Below are 14598 nucleotides of genomic sequence, written 5' to 3'. Positions count from 1 at the left end.
GCTCACGGGCCAGCGAGGAGGAAGACAACGATGAAGGCCTTCGTACCGACCGGGGATCCCGCCGAGCCGGTCGTGCTCGCCGACGTCCCCGAACCGACACCACGCCCCGATGAGGCGCTGGTGAAGGTCGAGGCGTTCTCGGTCAACCGGGGCGAGACGTTCAAGCTGGAGCAGCCCGTGCCCGGTGAACGCCCCGGCAAGGACATCGCCGGCCTGGTGGTGCAGCCGGCCGCCGACGGGAGCGGACCCTCGGGGATCACCCGGGTCGTCGGCCACCCCATGGCGGGCGGCTGGGCGGAGTACGCGGCCGTGCCGACCGACGCACTCGCCGAACTGCCCGACAGCGTCGGCGTCCTCCAGGGCGCGGCGCTGCCGCTGGCCGGGCTCACCGCGCTGCGGCTGCTGCGCTGCGCCGGGCCCGTCCTGGGCCGACGGGTCCTGCTGACCGGCGCGTCCGGGGGAGTCGGCCATTACGTCACCGAGCTGGCGGCCGCCGCCGGGGCTCAGGTCACCGCCGTGACCCGGGACCCCGAACGAGGCGCCCGGCTCACCGAACTCGGCGCCGCCGACATCGTCCACGACGTCGCCGACGCCCAAGGCCCCTACGACATCGTGCTGGAGTCGACCGGCGGTCCGGCCCTCTCCATCGCACTGGCACGGCTCGCCGGGCGCGGCACACTGATCTGGTTCGGGCAGGCCAGCCGCACACCGGCGACGCTCGACTTCTTCGACTTCTTCTCCGGCCCCGAATCGGCCGTCGTCCGCCACTTCCACTACCTCGACGCCGACACCCGGCTGGATGACGACCTGACCGCGCTCGTCCGGCTGACCGCCGAGGGTCGGCTGCATCCCGAGATCGGCCGCGTCACGGACTGGGCCGACACCGCGACCACGCTCACCGACCTGCGTGAGCGCCGCATCCGGGGCAAGGCCGTCCTCACCCTCTCCTGAACGACGCCACCCGCCGATCGACACACCGACAACCGAAGGAGCACGACCATGACCACCACCGACCCCAGGGCTGTCGTCGTCCGCTACGTCGAGGCCGTCCGCGACGGCGACGCGGACGTCATCCACGACAGCTTCGCCGCGGACGCCACCTGGCACTACCCGGGCGACCTGCCCATCTCCAAGGTCTGGCACGGCCGCGACCGGATCATCAACGAGTTCCTCGGCGGCATGGGCCCGATCCTCGTGCCCGGCACCCTGGTCATCGAACTGATCAGCACGATCGCAGAGGGCAACCGTGTGGTGGCCGAATGGACATCCAAGGCCGAGACCGTATACGGAGGCACCTACGACAACCGCTGCGTCGGCATCTACACCGTCCACGACGGCAAGATCACCTCGGTCGTCGAATACGCCGACACCCGGCATGTCGGCAACGCCCTCTTCCCCGACCACGCCACCACGTGCCCGTAATTCCCAGACGGGCGTGACGACAGGACCCGTACGGTGCCGGGATGATCACTGTACGAGCGATGACGGAAGCCGACGTCGAGGCCGTGTCGACGATACGCGTGAGCGGCTGGAAGGCCGCGTACGCCGGGATCCTGCCCCGGTCCTACCTCGACCGTATGACGGTGGAAGCGGATACCCGGCAGCGCCGAGAGCACTTCACGGGGGTGAAGAACGGCACGGCCAACCTGGTGGCGGTCGGCGCCGGGGGAGGAGTCGTGGGCTGGGCGTGCCACGGGCCCTGTCGCGGTCCCGGGACGAGTACGACCACCACAGGCGAGCTCCACGCCCTGTACGTCCAGCCCTCACGCATCGGATCCGGAATCGGCCGCACGCTGCTCGAAGCCGTGCACGCCCAGGCTCTGGCCCATGGCTTCGACACACAGTCGTTGTGGGTCCTGGCCGACAACACCACGGCACGGCGCTTCTACGAACGGGCCGGCTATGTCGCTGACGGCGCCGCCCGGGCCGACGACTACGACGGAGTGTCCGTGCCCGAACTTCGCTACCGGCGCGCCCTGTAGGGGGCTCACTGGCTTCACGGCCGTCAGATCGCCTCGGCTTCGACGACGGACGGCAGGGCCGAGGTCGGCACGACGCGGTTCAGCCGGAAGCCGGCGCGCGCCAGCAGCACCTCGAACTCGGCCGCCGTACGCTCCCGTCCCCTCAGCAGCGAGAGCATGACGATGTCCAGGCCGGATGCCGGATGCGGTGTGCCGTCGTCGGGCAGTACGGCGTCGATCACGAGCAGCCGGGTGCCGTCGGTCATCGCCTCGCGGAGGGCGGCGAGGATGCGCAGGCAGTCCTCGTCGGACCAGTCGTGCAGGATGTTCTTGAGCAGGTAGAGGTCACCGTCCTTCGGTACGGAGACGAAGAAGTCACCGTCCTGCACGCTCCAACGACCCGCCAGAGAGGGGGCGTTGAGCAGATGGTCGGCGACGGTCTCGGCCCGGTCGTAGAGAATTCCGGTCAACCCCGGCGACTGGACGAGCAGTTCGCGCAGCAGACCACCCCGGCCCCCGCCCACATCGACGACCGTGCCGCTGTCCGGGAACGGATAGCCGCTCACGATGTGGTGGTCGACGTCGCCCCGCGAGGCCATCGCCGCGTTGAAGAGCCGGCCGGCCGGGGGAGTGGCGGCCAGGTGATCGAAGAACGGGACTCCGTAGGCCGCCTCGAAGCCGGGCTCGCCCGTGCGCAGGGTGTGCGTGAGGTGTTCCGCGGAGCTGCGGAACATCTCGTCCGTGAACATCAGAACGGCGGCGTGCTGTGAGCCGGGGACGTCCGTGCGCAAGGGCCGGCCGCTCTGCGTCAGGCTGAAGGTTCCGGACCCGTCCTCATGGAACAGACCGTGCGTGGCGAGCAGCCGCAGGACGCGACGGAGCAGGTCGGGCCGGGCGCCGGAGCGTTCCGCCAGGTCCTCGGCCGTTCGCGCTCCCTCGGCGAGGTGATCGGCGATGCCGAGAAGAGCCACGGCGCGCAGGGCCGAGGCGTGGAAGTGGCCGTACATCAGATCGCGCACGGGGGAGGGCACCCCGGGGCCGGCGGGAGGCGTCGGCTGGGCGCCGGGGGCGGCCGCCCTTCGGGGCGTGGCTACGTCGTCGTGGTTCCGCGGGCTGGTCAAGGTGCTGTCCCTTCTGCGGTGGTCAGTGGTCCACGGTGACACGGGCGGCGGCCGCGCGGTCCCGGTTGGCGATGATCGCCGCCGTCGTGGTGGGGCGTCGCGTGGTCGCTCAACGGTGCAGCGCGGTGGTCCCATCGGTGCCTGCGCCGAGTCCGGTGCCCAGGACGGCCGCGTCGGCGATGGCGTGCGAGGCGCCCTCGCCGGCGAGCGGGTCCACAAGATACGCGGCGTCGCCCAGCAAGGTGACCCGGCCGTGCCGCCAACTGCCCAACGGGTCGCGGTCCGCCATCGGATGCTGCAGGATCTCGCCGCCGCCCGGGAGCAGCCGGGAGATGTCCCGCCGGCCGAAGTCCCGGTGCCGGAAGTGCCGCGGCACGTCGTGGAGGCTGCCACGGCGGCTCCGGTCCGCGACGCCGGCGCCGCTCGGCGGGCTGACGGAGACGAGGCGGACCCAGTCGAACTGGGCCGGGTGGCCCGCGCGTCGCTCGCCACATGGTGGTCCCCCGAACTCCTGCACATCTTCCTGTCGACGGCCGACCGGGGCGCAGGCCCGCCCGGACCGCTCGCGGTGCGCGGCACGGTCGGCTGGCGTTGCCTCGCGGATCCACGGCAGCGCGAGTACGCGCGGGACGGCTGGAACCTCACCGGCGTCACCGTCGTCCGCGAGCCCGACGGTTGCCTCCGGTACCCGTACGTCCAGCGGCAAGCTCCGGCGCGGCCGCCCGTACGGGTCGTAGGAGCGGACCGGTGGCGGGCGGTCGGCCGTTCCGGCGACTACCGTGCTGCCAGGCAGGCAGAAGCAGAGCGGGCACCGCAGCAAGGAGAACCACGATGGCTTCCACCGAGGTCACCTACGCCGTCACCGGCTCCTCCGGCCGTCTGGGCGGCCGGATCGCCCGCCGCCTGGCCGCCGGCGGCACCCCGCAGACCCTCCTGTGCCGCACCCCTGCCCGCGCACCCGAACTGCCCGGCGCGACCGTCGTACCCGGCGCGTACGACGACCACGCCGCCCTCGTACGATCCCTGCGCAGCACCGACCACGTCCTGATGGTCTCCGCCTCGGAGTCCCCCGACCGGCTCCGGCAGCACCGCACCTTCATCGACGCGGCGGCCCAGGTCGGCGTCGCCCACCTGGTGTACATCTCCTTCTACGGTGCCGCGCCCGACGCGACCTTCACCCTGGCCCGCGACCACTGGCACACCGAACAGCACATCCGCGCCGCCGGGGTGCCGTTCACCTTCCTGCGCGACAACCTCTACGCCGACTTCATGCCCGGCCTCGTCGGCGACGACGGCGCCATCCGCGGTCCCGCGGGCGACGGCCGGGCCGCAGTGGTCGCCCAGGACGACATCGCCGACGCCGCGGTCGCCGTCCTGCGCGATCCGGGCCCGCACGCCGGCCGCGCCTACGACCTGACCGGCCCCGAGGCGCTCACCCTCGCCGACGTGGCGGCGACGATTACCACGGTCACCGGGCGCCCGGTGACGTACGTGCCGGAGACGGTCGAGGAGGCGTACGCCTCCCGCCAGGGCTACGGCGCCCCCGACTGGCAGCTCGACGCCTGGGTCTCCACCTACACCGCGATCGCCGACGGCTCCCTCGCCGGGGTGACCACCGCCATCGAGGATCTGACCGGACACCCGGCCACGGCACTGGAGCGGGTCCTGCGGGCCGGGCCCGACCCGGCCGCCCAGCCCTGAGTGCCCCCGCTACTGGTCGGCTCCGCGCTCCAGGACGCGACGGGCCGCCTCGGCCTCGGCCGCCGGCGGGGACAGCTCGTCGAGGGTGTCGAGCTCGTCGTCCGCTTCCAGCTCCCGCGTCCAGGCCGCCGCCAGCCGCTCCTGGTCCTCGCGCGGCTTGGCGCCGACCGCCTCGCGGTGTTCCGGGTCCAGGGCCGCCAGGAATCGTTCGACCGAGTCCGTCGGCATACCGTGCTCCTTGTCGCAGGGAAGGGTGCGTGCCACTCCTGGCCCAGCATGGCCAAACGGGCCCGCACCGACCGCCCGACACCACTTGGAGACACCCTGATGGAAGAGCCGGTGCACTGGTGACCGCGGGGCATGACGGTCCCCGACCGGACGGGAACGCGTCAGACGGTCGTCGTGGGGCCGGCCCGCCCCGCGGACGACCTGGCCCGGTGCGCGGCAACGGCCATGACGACGGAGGCCAGGGTGATGCCTGCGCCGACGTAGAGGGGTGCGGTGCATCCGAGGCCCGCGGTGATGGCCAGGCACCCGAGCCAGGCGCCGAGGGCGTTGCCGATGTCGGACGCGGAGACGTTGGCGCCGGCGGCCGGGGCCGCCCCGTGGGCGAAGTCGGTGACGCGCGTGCTCATGCCGGGGACACCGGCGAACCCGGACACCCCCATGAGGAACACGAGGATCACCGATGCGACGGCGTTGCCCGCCAGCAGACCGGCCGGTCCATGGACGGAGACCGACGGTGCTTGGACGAAAGTGGCCCTGGACGCGGTTCAGGAAGCTGCCACGCGCCCGGATCCGAGTGTCCTGCGACGAGAAGCCGCGATGAGCACGCCCCCGCGCCGTACGCCCGGGTCGACCGCGGAATTGCCGGGCCGGTCCTGGATGTTGATCAGGTCATGACCCAAGGCCCAGCACCTCGCCCGCTGTCCGACGACGCCCTCTGCGCCCTGCTCGGCAGGCAGCAGTTCGGTACCCTGGCCACCGTCAAGCGGGGTGGCCACCCCCATCTGACCACCATGCTCTACCACTGGGACGCCGGGTCCCGCGTCGCGCGGTTCTCCACGACGGCCGACCGCGTCAAGGTCAGGCACCTGCGGCGCGACCCGCGTGCCGCACTCCATGTGCAGGGCGGCGACGTGTGGTCGTTCGCCGTCGCGGAGGGCGAAGCCGAGGTCTCCGAGATCACGACGGTTCCCGGCGACCCGGTCGGGCGGGAACTGCTCGGGATGATCCCGCAGGGCGCGAAGCCGGACGACGAAGACGCCTTCCTGGAGCAACTGGTCGCCGAACGCCGCCTGGTGATCCGGCTCAAGGTGGACCGGCTGTACGGAACGGCGCTCGACATCGCGGGCTGAGGTCCGCGGGGTCCGTCAGTCCTCGGGGATGACGAGCTGGAACCGCTCCGCCCGGTTCCGTCCTTGTCCCCGCCATCCCGCTTGCCGACGGCCGGGCGACCCATCGGGAACTGGGTCGTCAGGTCCGGCTCTCGGCCGACACCGTCGCCGACTGCGTACGCCGGCTCCAGGCTTCGGAATCGTCCGCGAGGAGCGGGCCGGGCTGAATGCGGCCGCGTTCGGGCGCGGCATGGAGCCGCTCAGCGATGTCCGCCTGCGCGAGGGCGTGGACCGCAAGGCGTTCGAGGACCAGCTGTATCAACTGCCGCAGATCTCGGCGCGATGCGGCGGACCGGGGACTACGACTGCCGGCCGCGCATGGCCTGCACCGATGTCCGAGAGGCCGAGACGGTCATCGACCGGCTCAAGGCCGAGTTCGGGGTACGGGAGTCGAGGAGCCGTCTCCTTCAGCACGAGGTCCCGCCCGGCCCGGACCGGGTCCTGGAACCCACCTCGTCCTGATCCCCGATCGCGGCCGCCCTCGCCCCCGACTACGGCGCTCCGTGTTCGCTGACGAGGCTGCGGAGCCAGACGTGGGCCGGATCGTCGGTCACACTGCTGTGCCAGATCGTGCTGACCGTGAACCGGGGCATCGGCAGGGGTGGTTCGGCGACGGCGAGGCCCAGGGTCTCGGCGTAGACGACGGCCGCATGAGTGGGGAGCGTGGCGAGGGCGGGCAGGGTGGCGAGCTGGAGGGCGGCGCCGGCGAAGTGGGTCGTGGAGACGATCACCCGGCGGTTCAGGCCGCGCTCCTCCAGCAGGTCGTCGACGATGCCGCGGCGGCCGTCGTAGGAGACCAGCAGGTGCGGGTGGGCCAGGTAGTCGTCCAGGCCGAGCGGTGCGGTCAGCGGGAGCAGACGGGGGTTGAACAGGACGCTGTAGCCGGAGGTGAACAGGGCGTGGCCGCGGTGGTCGGTGCCGTGTGCGGGCTCGGCGGCGACGCCGAGCGTGATCTCGCCGTGGTCGAGCATGCCGGCGACGGTGTTGCGGTGGGCCTGACGTACGGCGATCCGGATGCCCGGCAGCCCGGCCGTGGCGGACAGCAGCCGCGGCAGCAGCGTGGCCTCGATGTCGTCGGACATGCCCAGGGTGAAGGTGTGGCGCGCGGTGGCCGGGTCGAAACTGTCGGGGGCGGTCACGGCGCCGTGGATGAGCCCCAGGGCAGGTTCGATGCGGCGGGCGAGGTCGACGGCGTGCGGTGTGGGTTCGACGCCCGTGCGGGTGCGGGTGAACAGTTCGTCGCCGAACAGCCTGCGCAGCCGGCCGAGGGCGGCACTGACCGCGCCCTGGCTCAGGTGCAGGGCGGCAGCGGCCCGGGTGACGCTGCGCTCGCGCATCAGGGCGGCGAAGACGACCAGGAGGTTCAGGTCCGCCTTCCTGAATTCGGCTTCGTAAATGTCGATCATTATGAAGATTAGTTTGATCGATATGGCGGGCCGTTTCTAGTCTCGATGCCATGACCACTCTCACCGCCGCCGTCGTCCAGGCCGCCGCCCCGCTGTTCGACACGCAGGCCGCGCTGACCCGCGCCGGGGAGCTGATCCGGGAGGCGGTCCTGGGGCACCGGGCGAAGGTCGTCGTCCTGCCCGAGGCCTTCCTCGGCGGTTACCCCAAGGGCCTCGACTTCGGCATCAGCGTCGGCAACCGCACCCCGGCCGGGCGCGACCTGTTCCGCCGCTGCCACGCGGCCGCCGTCGACGTCCCCGGCCCCGAGGTCGACACCCTGGCCGCCGTCACCCGGGAACTCGGCTGCCACGCCGTGGTGGGCGCTGTCGAGCGCCAGGGCGGCACGCTGTACTGCGTCGCCCTCTACTTCGGTCCCGGCGGCTATCTGGGCCTGCACCGCAAGCTCATGCCGACCGCCGGGGAACGCTATCTGTGGGGCCAGGGCGACGGCTCGACCCTCCCGGTCGTCGACACCGGCACGGCCCGCCTCGGCGCCGGCATCTGCTGGGAGAACTACATGCCGCTGTTCCGTACGGCCATGTACGCCAAGGGCGTCGACCTGTGGTGCGCGCCGACCGTGGACGACCGCGAGGCCTGGCAGGCCACCATGCGGCACATCGCCCTGGAGGGGCGTTGTTTCGTGCTCAGTGCCAACCAGTTCCTGCGCCGCGACGCCCTGCCCGCCGACGTCCACCCCGTGCTGGGCGACGAGCCCGACACCGTCCTCATAGGCGGCGGCTCCGTCATCGTCTCCCCGCTCGGCGAGATCCTGGCCGGCCCGTTGCGCGGCGGCGAGGGCATCCTGGCGGCCGAACTCGACCTCGACGAACTGACCCGCGCCCGCTTCGACTTCGACCCCACCGGCCACTATGCGCGCCCCGACGTCTTCACCCTCCACGTCGACGAGTCCGTCCGTGCCGGCGTCGTCAGCGGCTGACCGGCGACCGGCTCCCGAGGGCGGCCGCGAGGAGCGGCGCGGCGCGAGCGGCGAGCGTGATGCCCCGTCGGCCGGGGGGCCGGAGCGGCGCAGCGGCTACGACGGCGGGTCCTGGACCGGCGGCGAGCGGTGCGGTGCCCGCCGCGGCGGCCAGTGCGCAGGCGACGATCACGGTGGCCGGGGCGTACCGGTCGGTGCGGGGCCCGGTGAGTGGGAGCGCCGCGAAACCCGGGGAGGATCAGCTTGAAGGCGAATCACCACAGCCCGCCGGTGGCGCGCGTGCCGGGCGGCTCCGGTCGCCGGATCAGCAGGTGCGCGGCGGTCGGAGGCGGGCAGCCAGGAGTACGCCCGCGCCGGGCGAGAGCGGCGGCCGGAGCGGTGAGCCGTGCGCCGACCAGGCGCTGGGGGCCGGGTTGGCGTCGTCGGCTACGGAGTCACGGAGTGCTGCCGCGAGCGAGGACGACGGCGTAACGGCACTCGGTGCCGGTGGTGTTGGCGAAGACGCGCTCGGCGGGCTCGCCCAGCTCGATGGTGTCGCCCGCGTCCAGCTCATGGACGGTGTCGCCGTCGTGGAAGGTCAGCCGGCCGTCGAGGACCCAGACGACCTGTCGTACGAAGGCGAAGGCCGCGGCCGGATACGGCACGCGGGCGCCGGCCGGCAGACGGATCTCGGCGATCTCCGCGGGGAAGCGCGGGCCGGTGATCTGGCGGCGCCGGTAGCCGGTCGCGGGGTCACGCCACTCGGCCCTGTCCGCCGGGCGGCGCACGCCCGCCGCGCCCTCCGTGTCCTCCCGCGTCCCTTCCGCGAGGGCGAGCAGGGAGGCGACGCTGAGCCGGAACGCCGCGGACAGCTTGCCCAGGACGACCGCGGTGGGGCTGCTCTCCGCGCGCTCGATCCGGCTGATCATGGCCTGGGACACGCCGGAGGCCTCGGCGAGCTGGGCCAGGGTCCAGCGGCGGCGTTCCCGTTCGGTGCGGATACGGGCCGCGATCTGCCCCACCAGTGGATCTACTATGTTGGACATGACTTCAATATACGCAAGGAACCCTGTGGCCGTGACAGTGCGCCCAGCGCGGCCCGGCGATGTGGAGGCCGTCCGCGCGATCCGCAACCACGCCGTCGAGCACTCGACGGCCCTGTGGACCCAGACTCCACAGACCCCTGCCCAGGGAGTCATCTGGCTGGCCGCGCACCTGGAGCGCGGCTCGGCCTTCGTCGCCGAGGTCGACGCGGAGGTGGCCGGGTTCGCGGTCTACGGCCCCTGGCGGGAGCTGGACGGCTACCGGCACACGGTGGAGAACTCGGTCTACGTCCGCGAGGGCCGGCACGGACTCGGCATCGGATCCGCGCTGCTGGACGTCCTCATCACGGCCGCGCGCGAGGCGGGCCACCATGTGATGATCGCCGGTATCGAAGCCGGGAACACGCCCTCGATCCGGCTGCACGAACGGTTCGGGTTCGACCACGCCGGCACGCTGCCGGAGGTCGGCACCAAGTTCGGCCGCTGGCTCGACCTGACGCTCATGCGACTGGCCCTGACCTGAGCAGCGGCGCACCCGTCCCTTGGCCGGCCGTCGGCGCCGGCCGGCGTGGCCGGCTCCTTGCGCCGCAGCCCCGGCGCGCGGCCGGGCGGGGGGCCGTGTCACATCCCGGAACGCCACCCGTGCCCCGACGTCACTTCGGCGGGGCCGGGAGCCGGACGCTCACCCGGTAACCCCCGTCGGCGGTCGGGCCGGAGGCGAACGTGCCGTGCAGGATCTCGGCCCGTTCCCTGAGGCCGACCAGGCCCTGCTGCGAGCCGGGCAGCGGGAGGGAGGGGCGGGTGGGGCGGCCGTTGGTGACCGTGACCCCGACGTCGTCGCCGTCGCGCCACAGCCTGACGGTCGCGTCGGCTCCGGGGGCGTGCTTGCGCACGTTCGTCAGGGCCTCCTGCACGGTGCGGTAGATCGCCCGCTGGGCGGGAGTGGTGATCGTGTCGGGCAGCCGGCCGGTCAGCTCCGCGTCGATGCCGCTCGTCGCGACCAGCCGTCGTATGTCGGCCAGGGTGGGCTGCGGCGTCAGCTCGGTGGCGCGGCCGCCGGAGGCCCGCAGCAGGGTGACCATGTTCCTCAGTTCATCGAGCGTGGACACACTCAGCGAACGGATGGTCCGTGCCGCCTCCCGGGCGTCCGTGTCCTTGGCCGCGACCTGAAGGGCGCCGGCCTGGACGGCGATCAGACTGACCTGATGCGAGACGACGTCGTGCATCTCGCGGGCCAGCTGGGCGCGTTCACGGGCGAGTACGGCCTGGGCGTGCAGGGCCCGTTCGTGCTCCCTGGCCTCCTCGATCTCGGCGAGGCGCTGCGACAGGTCCCGCCGTGCCTGGACCAGTTGGCCGAGGAGTACGGGGGCGGCGGTGCCGGCCAGGGTGTAGACGAACTGGATCAGTGTCCAGGTGCGGTCGCGCGACTCGGGGTCGTGCCACGGCCAGGGCGCGGCGGAGGCCGCCGCGGTCAGGACGGCGCACGCTGCCGGCAGGCGGCGGTCGCGGGACCGTTCGGACAGCGCGAACAGCGCCGCCAGCGGGGCCGCCACGAGGTCCACGACCACGGTGGCCGGCACCGTGAGCAGGACGACGGCCAGTGGCGCGCGGCGGCGCAGCGCGAGAGCGGCACAGGCCACCGCGGCGAGCACCACGCCGAGCCTTGAGGTGTCCCACGCGGCGAGCCAGGCGTCCGCCACGGCGACGGCGACGAGCCCGGCGTCGACGACGGGCGCCGGAAGCCGTGCCGAGCCCGCCCGCCGGCCGGTCATCGGCCGCCCTCCGACCGGCCCTGTCCGTCCAGGAGCCGTGCCCGCTGGGCGAGGAGCGCGGCCTGTATGCGGCTGGTCACCCGCAGCTTGGTGAAGATCGCGCTGACGTGGTCCTTCACGGTGCCGGCGCTGAGGTGGAGGCGCAGTCCGACGTCGGCGTTCGACAGCCCTTCCGCGACGAGCACGAGCACGTCCAGTTCGCGTGCGGTCAGCCGCCGTACGCGGGCCGCCTCCTCGGCGTCCGCCGACTCGGTGCCGGGGTGGCTGAGCAGCAGGGTGCGCGAGGCCTTGGGGGACATGACGATGCCGCCGGCGGCGAGCGTGCGGACCATCTGGGCCAGTTGTTCCGGCTCGGTGTCCTTGAGTAGGAAACCGGCCGCACCATGACGCAGCGCCGCCAGGACGTACTCGTCTGTGTCGAACGTCGTCAGCATCGCCACGACCGGCCCGTCCGGCAGCGTACGCACTTCGCGAAGTACGGTGAGCCCGTCGACGTCCGGCATGCGGATGTCCAGCAGGACGACGTCCGGACGTGTCTCGCGGACGCGGGCCACGGCCCCGGCACCGCTCACCGTCGCCACCACCTCGATGTCCTCGGCGGCGTTCAGGATGAGCTGGAAGCCGGAGCGGACGAGCGCCTCGTCGTCCACCACCACTACCCGGATCACGTGCACCCCGTCCCGCTGTCGTCCGTCCCGCGTCTGCGCCTACGACCCTAAGAGGGCTCGGCCACCGTCACGGTTGCCCCGGCCGAGTGGAACCAGCCGACCGGGGGGTCGACTCCAGCCGCCCGGCGGGGCAGGTCCGGCCTGCCGTCGGATACCTCAACGACCGGGCCCCGCCCCAGGCTGGAGGCATGACGCACAGCACAGAAGCAGATGCCCGGTGAACGGACACCTGGGCGGCGGCAGGGAGGCCGCCTTCGTGATCATCATGGCCTCGGCCGCGGTCCTGGCCGTCCTGCGACCCGACGTGTACGCCGCCCTCGCCCACCGTGTCGCCGCGACGATCGCCGGCCTGATCGGCTGAGCGAGCCACGAAGAGACGCGATGAAGATCACTTTCCTGCTCTACGACGCCTACGGCATCAGCGGCACGGTCCGGGCCACGACCAACCTCGCCGGCGCACTGGCCGAACAGCACGACGTGGAGATCCTCTCCTACTACCGCACCGCCGACCGGCCGCGCCTGGCGCCGGTGCCGGGCGTGAAGGTGCGTGCCCTGGTGGACCTGCGGCCCACCTCCCGGCACTTCGCCGGGAGCACCGCCGATCAGCACACCCGCGGCTCCGTGTGCCCCCACGGCCCGGTGCACGACGGCCCGACGCCGCCCAGCGCACTCGGCGAGGCGAGACTCGCGGCCCACCTCCGGGAAACCGACGCCGACGTGGTGATCGCGACACGGCCGTACCTGACCTGCTTCCTGGCCGAGCACGGCCGCACGGACCAGCTGCGCATCGGCCAGGAGCACGCCACCCGCGACCTCCACCCGGAAGCGCTCCGGGACGACCTCGACGGGGCCGCGTCCCTCCTCGACGCCTATGTGACCGTGTCCGCGGCGGACGCACGCGCCCACCGCAGGGTCCTGTACTCCGCACCGACGCGCCTCACCGCCGTTCCCGTCTGCGCCCCCGCGCCCGGCGTGGAACCCTCGAACGGGGAGTCGAGGACCGTGGTGACGGCGGGGCGGCTGACCGCGACCAAGCGGTACGACCGGCTCGTCGACGCGTTCGCCAAGGTCGTGGCGGTGCACCCGGACTGGACGCTGCGCATCTACGGCCGCGGCCGCGAGCACGGCCGCCTGCGCCGCCGCATCGACGCCCTCGGCCTGCACGACCACGTCCTGCTGATGGGGGAGCGCACCCCCATGGACCCGGAGTGGGCCAAGGGAGCCATCGCCGTCGTGTCGAGCAGTACCGAACCGTCGGGCACGACCCTCCTGGAGGCGATGAGCTGCGGGGTGCCCGTGGTGAGCACCGACTGCGACCACGCGCCCCGCGAGATCATCACGCACGGCGAGGACGGACTGCTCGTGCCCGCGCGGGGTGCGGTCGAGGACGCGCTCGCCGACGCGCTGTGCCGCCTGATCGAGAACGACGCCGAACGCCACCGGATGGCCGCCGCGGCACGCCGGACCTCCGTACGCTTCCGCCCCCGGCACATCGCCGCGCAGTACGACGCGCTCTTCGCGGACCTCAGGCCGGACATCGGCACCCGAAAAGGATTGTCCCTGCTGCGCGGAGCCCGCCCGGAGGCCGACGGCGGCCTTCCGCTGTGGCGTCGCGCGCTGGAACTCGTCGGCCTGGCCGGCCTCGGATCCCCGGTCGGAGTCGGCTGCCGTGTGCTGCCCGACGGTTCCCTCGCCTTCCACGTCGACCGGCCCACCCTCACGCCCGACGCCTGGAACCTCGTGCTGCGTCCCCGCGACAGTGCCGCGGGTGACGTCGTGAGACTGCGCCTCGAACAGTGGGCGACAGACGAGGGGCGGGGCCTGCGGGCGGTGCTGGACAAGGCTTCGTGGTCCCTCGCCGAAGGACACTGGGACGCCTTCGTCCAGCATGTCAGCGGCAACACCTCACGCCCGGTCCTGGCGGGCCCGATCGAAACGGCACGGCTCCTGGACCCCGCAGCGCGCCGCCCGTCCGACGCGGGCTGCACCGCATGGATCCCCTATACGGACCAGGACGGCGGTCTGGCCCTGCGCACCTGGCTGCGACCGGCCCACGCTGAGGTGGTGTCGGTCGCCGTCGGCGAGGCGGCGATCGAGCTGACCGGCTCGCTCCACGGCCGGGCCGCCCGTGCCCACCACTACCGGTTCCGGGCCCGGCTCCAGGGACACCGGGCCTGGGCCTTCGACGCGTACTGCTACGTCGATCCGTACGGCGACTTCGACATCGGTATCCCGCTCGCCACCGTGGCCGAGCACCACCCCGGCAAAGAGGCACGGTGGGACCTGCGGCTGAGCGCGTACGGCGGCCCCGAACTCCGCCTGGGCATGCTGACCGGCGACATCGCGGACCGCCGGGACATCAACACGTTTCCCGTGGCCCACTGCTCGCGGCCGGACGGCCGGGTCACCCTGCAGCCGTACCTGACACCGGATCACGACCTGGCCCTCAGAACCACCGACGCCGTCCTCGGCCGCCCCGGCGGCAGACCCGGGTGAAGGGTGCCGCACCGCCCGTCTGCACGGTGCGGACCGAGCCTGCCCCAGAAGCTGCCCTCCCGGTGCTTCCCCTCCGC

At 72.8% G+C, this 14598-nt stretch carries 18 protein-coding genes and 1 pseudogene; 11 read left to right on the top strand and 8 right to left on the bottom strand.

Annotated elements, in window-relative coordinates; genetic code table 11:
* The first annotated feature begins 30 nt into the window (after window positions 1-30).
* From ADK64_RS30855 to ADK64_RS30845, 3 genes are read left to right on the top strand one after another with little or no spacing between them, the layout of a single operon-like run.
* Window positions 31-951 (top strand): zinc-binding dehydrogenase, encoded by a 921-nt coding sequence (locus tag ADK64_RS30855; RefSeq protein ID WP_053664307.1) that lies wholly within the window; start codon window positions 31-33, stop codon window positions 949-951.
* A 48-nt stretch (window positions 952-999) separates the two neighbouring features.
* The gene (locus tag ADK64_RS30850; RefSeq protein WP_053664304.1) at window positions 1000-1422 is read left to right on the top strand and encodes a nuclear transport factor 2 family protein; all 423 of its coding nucleotides are present in this window, start codon (window positions 1000-1002) and stop codon (window positions 1420-1422) included.
* A gap of 41 nt (window positions 1423-1463) precedes the next feature.
* Window positions 1464-1982, top strand: a complete 519-nt coding sequence (locus ADK64_RS30845; protein ID WP_053664302.1) for a GNAT family N-acetyltransferase — start codon at window positions 1464-1466, stop codon at window positions 1980-1982.
* A 23-nt stretch (window positions 1983-2005) separates the two neighbouring features.
* Here ADK64_RS30845 and ADK64_RS30840 read toward each other — a convergent pair whose 3' ends face one another.
* Entirely contained in the window at window positions 2006-3082 is a 1077-nt protein-coding gene (locus ADK64_RS30840) for a methyltransferase (protein WP_234384760.1), read from the bottom strand.
* 109 nt (window positions 3083-3191) lie between these two features.
* Entirely contained in the window at window positions 3192-3788 is a 597-nt protein-coding gene (locus tag ADK64_RS49195) for an FAD-dependent monooxygenase (protein ID WP_420713059.1), read from the bottom strand.
* A 125-nt stretch (window positions 3789-3913) separates the two neighbouring features.
* Between ADK64_RS49195 and ADK64_RS30830 the strand changes: the two genes are divergently transcribed.
* Window positions 3914-4783 (top strand): SDR family oxidoreductase, encoded by an 870-nt coding sequence (locus ADK64_RS30830; RefSeq protein WP_053664296.1) that lies wholly within the window; start codon window positions 3914-3916, stop codon window positions 4781-4783.
* A gap of 9 nt (window positions 4784-4792) precedes the next feature.
* Here the strand turns inward: ADK64_RS30830 and ADK64_RS30825 are convergent, their stop codons facing one another.
* Window positions 4793-5011: a hypothetical protein gene (locus tag ADK64_RS30825; RefSeq protein WP_053664294.1), complete on the bottom strand. Its 219-nt coding sequence runs from the start codon at window positions 5009-5011 to the stop codon at window positions 4793-4795.
* Window positions 5012-5172: 161 nt separating this feature from the next.
* A pseudogene (locus tag ADK64_RS30820) lies at window positions 5173-5499 on the bottom strand (MFS transporter); the annotation flags it as partial.
* 183 nt (window positions 5500-5682) lie between these two features.
* Here ADK64_RS30820 and ADK64_RS30815 point away from each other — a divergent pair.
* From ADK64_RS30815 to ADK64_RS30805, 3 genes are all read left to right on the top strand, one after another.
* Window positions 5683-6141, top strand: a complete 459-nt coding sequence (locus ADK64_RS30815; RefSeq protein ID WP_053664290.1) for a PPOX class F420-dependent oxidoreductase — start codon at window positions 5683-5685, stop codon at window positions 6139-6141.
* A 74-nt stretch (window positions 6142-6215) separates the two neighbouring features.
* Window positions 6216-6347: an AsnC family transcriptional regulator gene (locus ADK64_RS49190; protein WP_107093138.1), complete on the top strand. Its 132-nt coding sequence runs from the start codon at window positions 6216-6218 to the stop codon at window positions 6345-6347.
* A gap of 115 nt (window positions 6348-6462) precedes the next feature.
* Entirely contained in the window at window positions 6463-6642 is a 180-nt protein-coding gene (locus ADK64_RS30805) for a hypothetical protein (protein WP_053664286.1), read from the top strand.
* A gap of 29 nt (window positions 6643-6671) precedes the next feature.
* Here the strand turns inward: ADK64_RS30805 and ADK64_RS30800 are convergent, their stop codons facing one another.
* The gene (locus tag ADK64_RS30800; protein WP_053664284.1) at window positions 6672-7586 is read right to left on the bottom strand and encodes a LysR family transcriptional regulator; all 915 of its coding nucleotides are present in this window, start codon (window positions 7584-7586) and stop codon (window positions 6672-6674) included.
* Window positions 7587-7636: 50 nt separating this feature from the next.
* On the opposite strand from ADK64_RS30800, the gene ADK64_RS30795 reads away from it, so the two are divergent.
* Entirely contained in the window at window positions 7637-8563 is a 927-nt protein-coding gene (locus tag ADK64_RS30795) for a nitrilase-related carbon-nitrogen hydrolase (RefSeq protein WP_053664282.1), read from the top strand.
* A 434-nt stretch (window positions 8564-8997) separates the two neighbouring features.
* Here the strand turns inward: ADK64_RS30795 and ADK64_RS30790 are convergent, their stop codons facing one another.
* Window positions 8998-9588, bottom strand: a complete 591-nt coding sequence (locus ADK64_RS30790; RefSeq protein ID WP_053664280.1) for a helix-turn-helix domain-containing protein — start codon at window positions 9586-9588, stop codon at window positions 8998-9000.
* Here ADK64_RS30790 and ADK64_RS30785 point away from each other — a divergent pair.
* A complete protein-coding gene (locus tag ADK64_RS30785; protein WP_053664278.1) occupies window positions 9587-10108 on the top strand; it encodes a GNAT family N-acetyltransferase in 522 nt (173 codons plus the stop codon). The genes ADK64_RS30790 and ADK64_RS30785 overlap by 2 nt on opposite strands.
* 130 nt (window positions 10109-10238) lie before the next feature.
* On the opposite strand, the gene ADK64_RS30780 is transcribed toward ADK64_RS30785, so the two are convergent.
* Together ADK64_RS30780 and ADK64_RS30775 are read right to left on the bottom strand one after the other, a co-directional pair.
* Window positions 10239-11357 carry a sensor histidine kinase gene (locus ADK64_RS30780; protein WP_053664276.1) on the bottom strand — a complete coding sequence of 373 codons (1119 nt, stop codon included), beginning with the start codon at window positions 11355-11357 and terminating at the stop codon, window positions 10239-10241.
* Complete coding sequence (locus ADK64_RS30775) at window positions 11354-12025, bottom strand: response regulator (RefSeq protein ID WP_053664428.1); 672 nt, start codon at window positions 12023-12025, stop codon at window positions 11354-11356. Before ADK64_RS30775 ends, ADK64_RS30780 begins: the two co-directional genes overlap by 4 nt.
* A gap of 217 nt (window positions 12026-12242) precedes the next feature.
* Between ADK64_RS30775 and ADK64_RS46220 the strand changes: the two genes are divergently transcribed.
* Window positions 12243-12386 carry a hypothetical protein gene (locus ADK64_RS46220; protein WP_159046372.1) on the top strand — a complete coding sequence of 48 codons (144 nt, stop codon included), beginning with the start codon at window positions 12243-12245 and terminating at the stop codon, window positions 12384-12386.
* Between the two features lie 20 nt (window positions 12387-12406).
* Window positions 12407-14521 carry a glycosyltransferase gene (locus ADK64_RS30770; protein WP_053664274.1) on the top strand — a complete coding sequence of 705 codons (2115 nt, stop codon included), beginning with the start codon at window positions 12407-12409 and terminating at the stop codon, window positions 14519-14521.
* Window positions 14522-14598 lie beyond the last annotated feature (77 nt).

Origin of the sequence: Streptomyces sp. MMG1121 (assembly GCF_001280015.1) — a bacterium.
Lineage (GTDB): Bacteria > Actinomycetota > Actinomycetes > Streptomycetales > Streptomycetaceae > Streptomyces.
Note: the sequence above shows the minus strand (reverse complement) of the source record. Positions and strands in the feature narration are given on the sequence as shown.

Excerpts from the sequence above, each read along its gene's own strand:
- ADK64_RS30855 (WP_053664307.1), top strand. The coding sequence starts at position 31 with ATGAAGGCCTTCGTACCGACCGGGGATCCCGCCGAGCCGGTCGTGCTC.
- ADK64_RS30850 (WP_053664304.1), top strand. The coding sequence starts at position 1,000 with ATGACCACCACCGACCCCAGGGCTGTCGTCGTCCGCTACGTCGAGGCC.
- ADK64_RS30845 (WP_053664302.1), top strand. The coding sequence starts at position 1,464 with ATGATCACTGTACGAGCGATGACGGAAGCCGACGTCGAGGCCGTGTCG.
- ADK64_RS30830 (WP_053664296.1), top strand. The coding sequence starts at position 3,914 with ATGGCTTCCACCGAGGTCACCTACGCCGTCACCGGCTCCTCCGGCCGT.
- ADK64_RS30825 (WP_053664294.1), bottom strand. The coding sequence starts at position 5,011 with ATGCCGACGGACTCGGTCGAACGATTCCTGGCGGCCCTGGACCCGGAA.
- ADK64_RS30815 (WP_053664290.1), top strand. The coding sequence starts at position 5,683 with ATGACCCAAGGCCCAGCACCTCGCCCGCTGTCCGACGACGCCCTCTGC.
- ADK64_RS30805 (WP_053664286.1), top strand. The coding sequence starts at position 6,463 with ATGCGGCGGACCGGGGACTACGACTGCCGGCCGCGCATGGCCTGCACC.
- ADK64_RS30800 (WP_053664284.1), bottom strand. The coding sequence starts at position 7,586 with ATGATCGACATTTACGAAGCCGAATTCAGGAAGGCGGACCTGAACCTC.
- ADK64_RS30795 (WP_053664282.1), top strand. The coding sequence starts at position 7,637 with ATGACCACTCTCACCGCCGCCGTCGTCCAGGCCGCCGCCCCGCTGTTC.
- ADK64_RS30785 (WP_053664278.1), top strand. The coding sequence starts at position 9,587 with ATGACTTCAATATACGCAAGGAACCCTGTGGCCGTGACAGTGCGCCCA.
- ADK64_RS30790 (WP_053664280.1), bottom strand. The coding sequence starts at position 9,588 with ATGTCCAACATAGTAGATCCACTGGTGGGGCAGATCGCGGCCCGTATC.
- ADK64_RS30780 (WP_053664276.1), bottom strand. The coding sequence starts at position 11,357 with ATGACCGGCCGGCGGGCGGGCTCGGCACGGCTTCCGGCGCCCGTCGTC.
- ADK64_RS30770 (WP_053664274.1), top strand. The coding sequence starts at position 12,407 with ATGAAGATCACTTTCCTGCTCTACGACGCCTACGGCATCAGCGGCACG.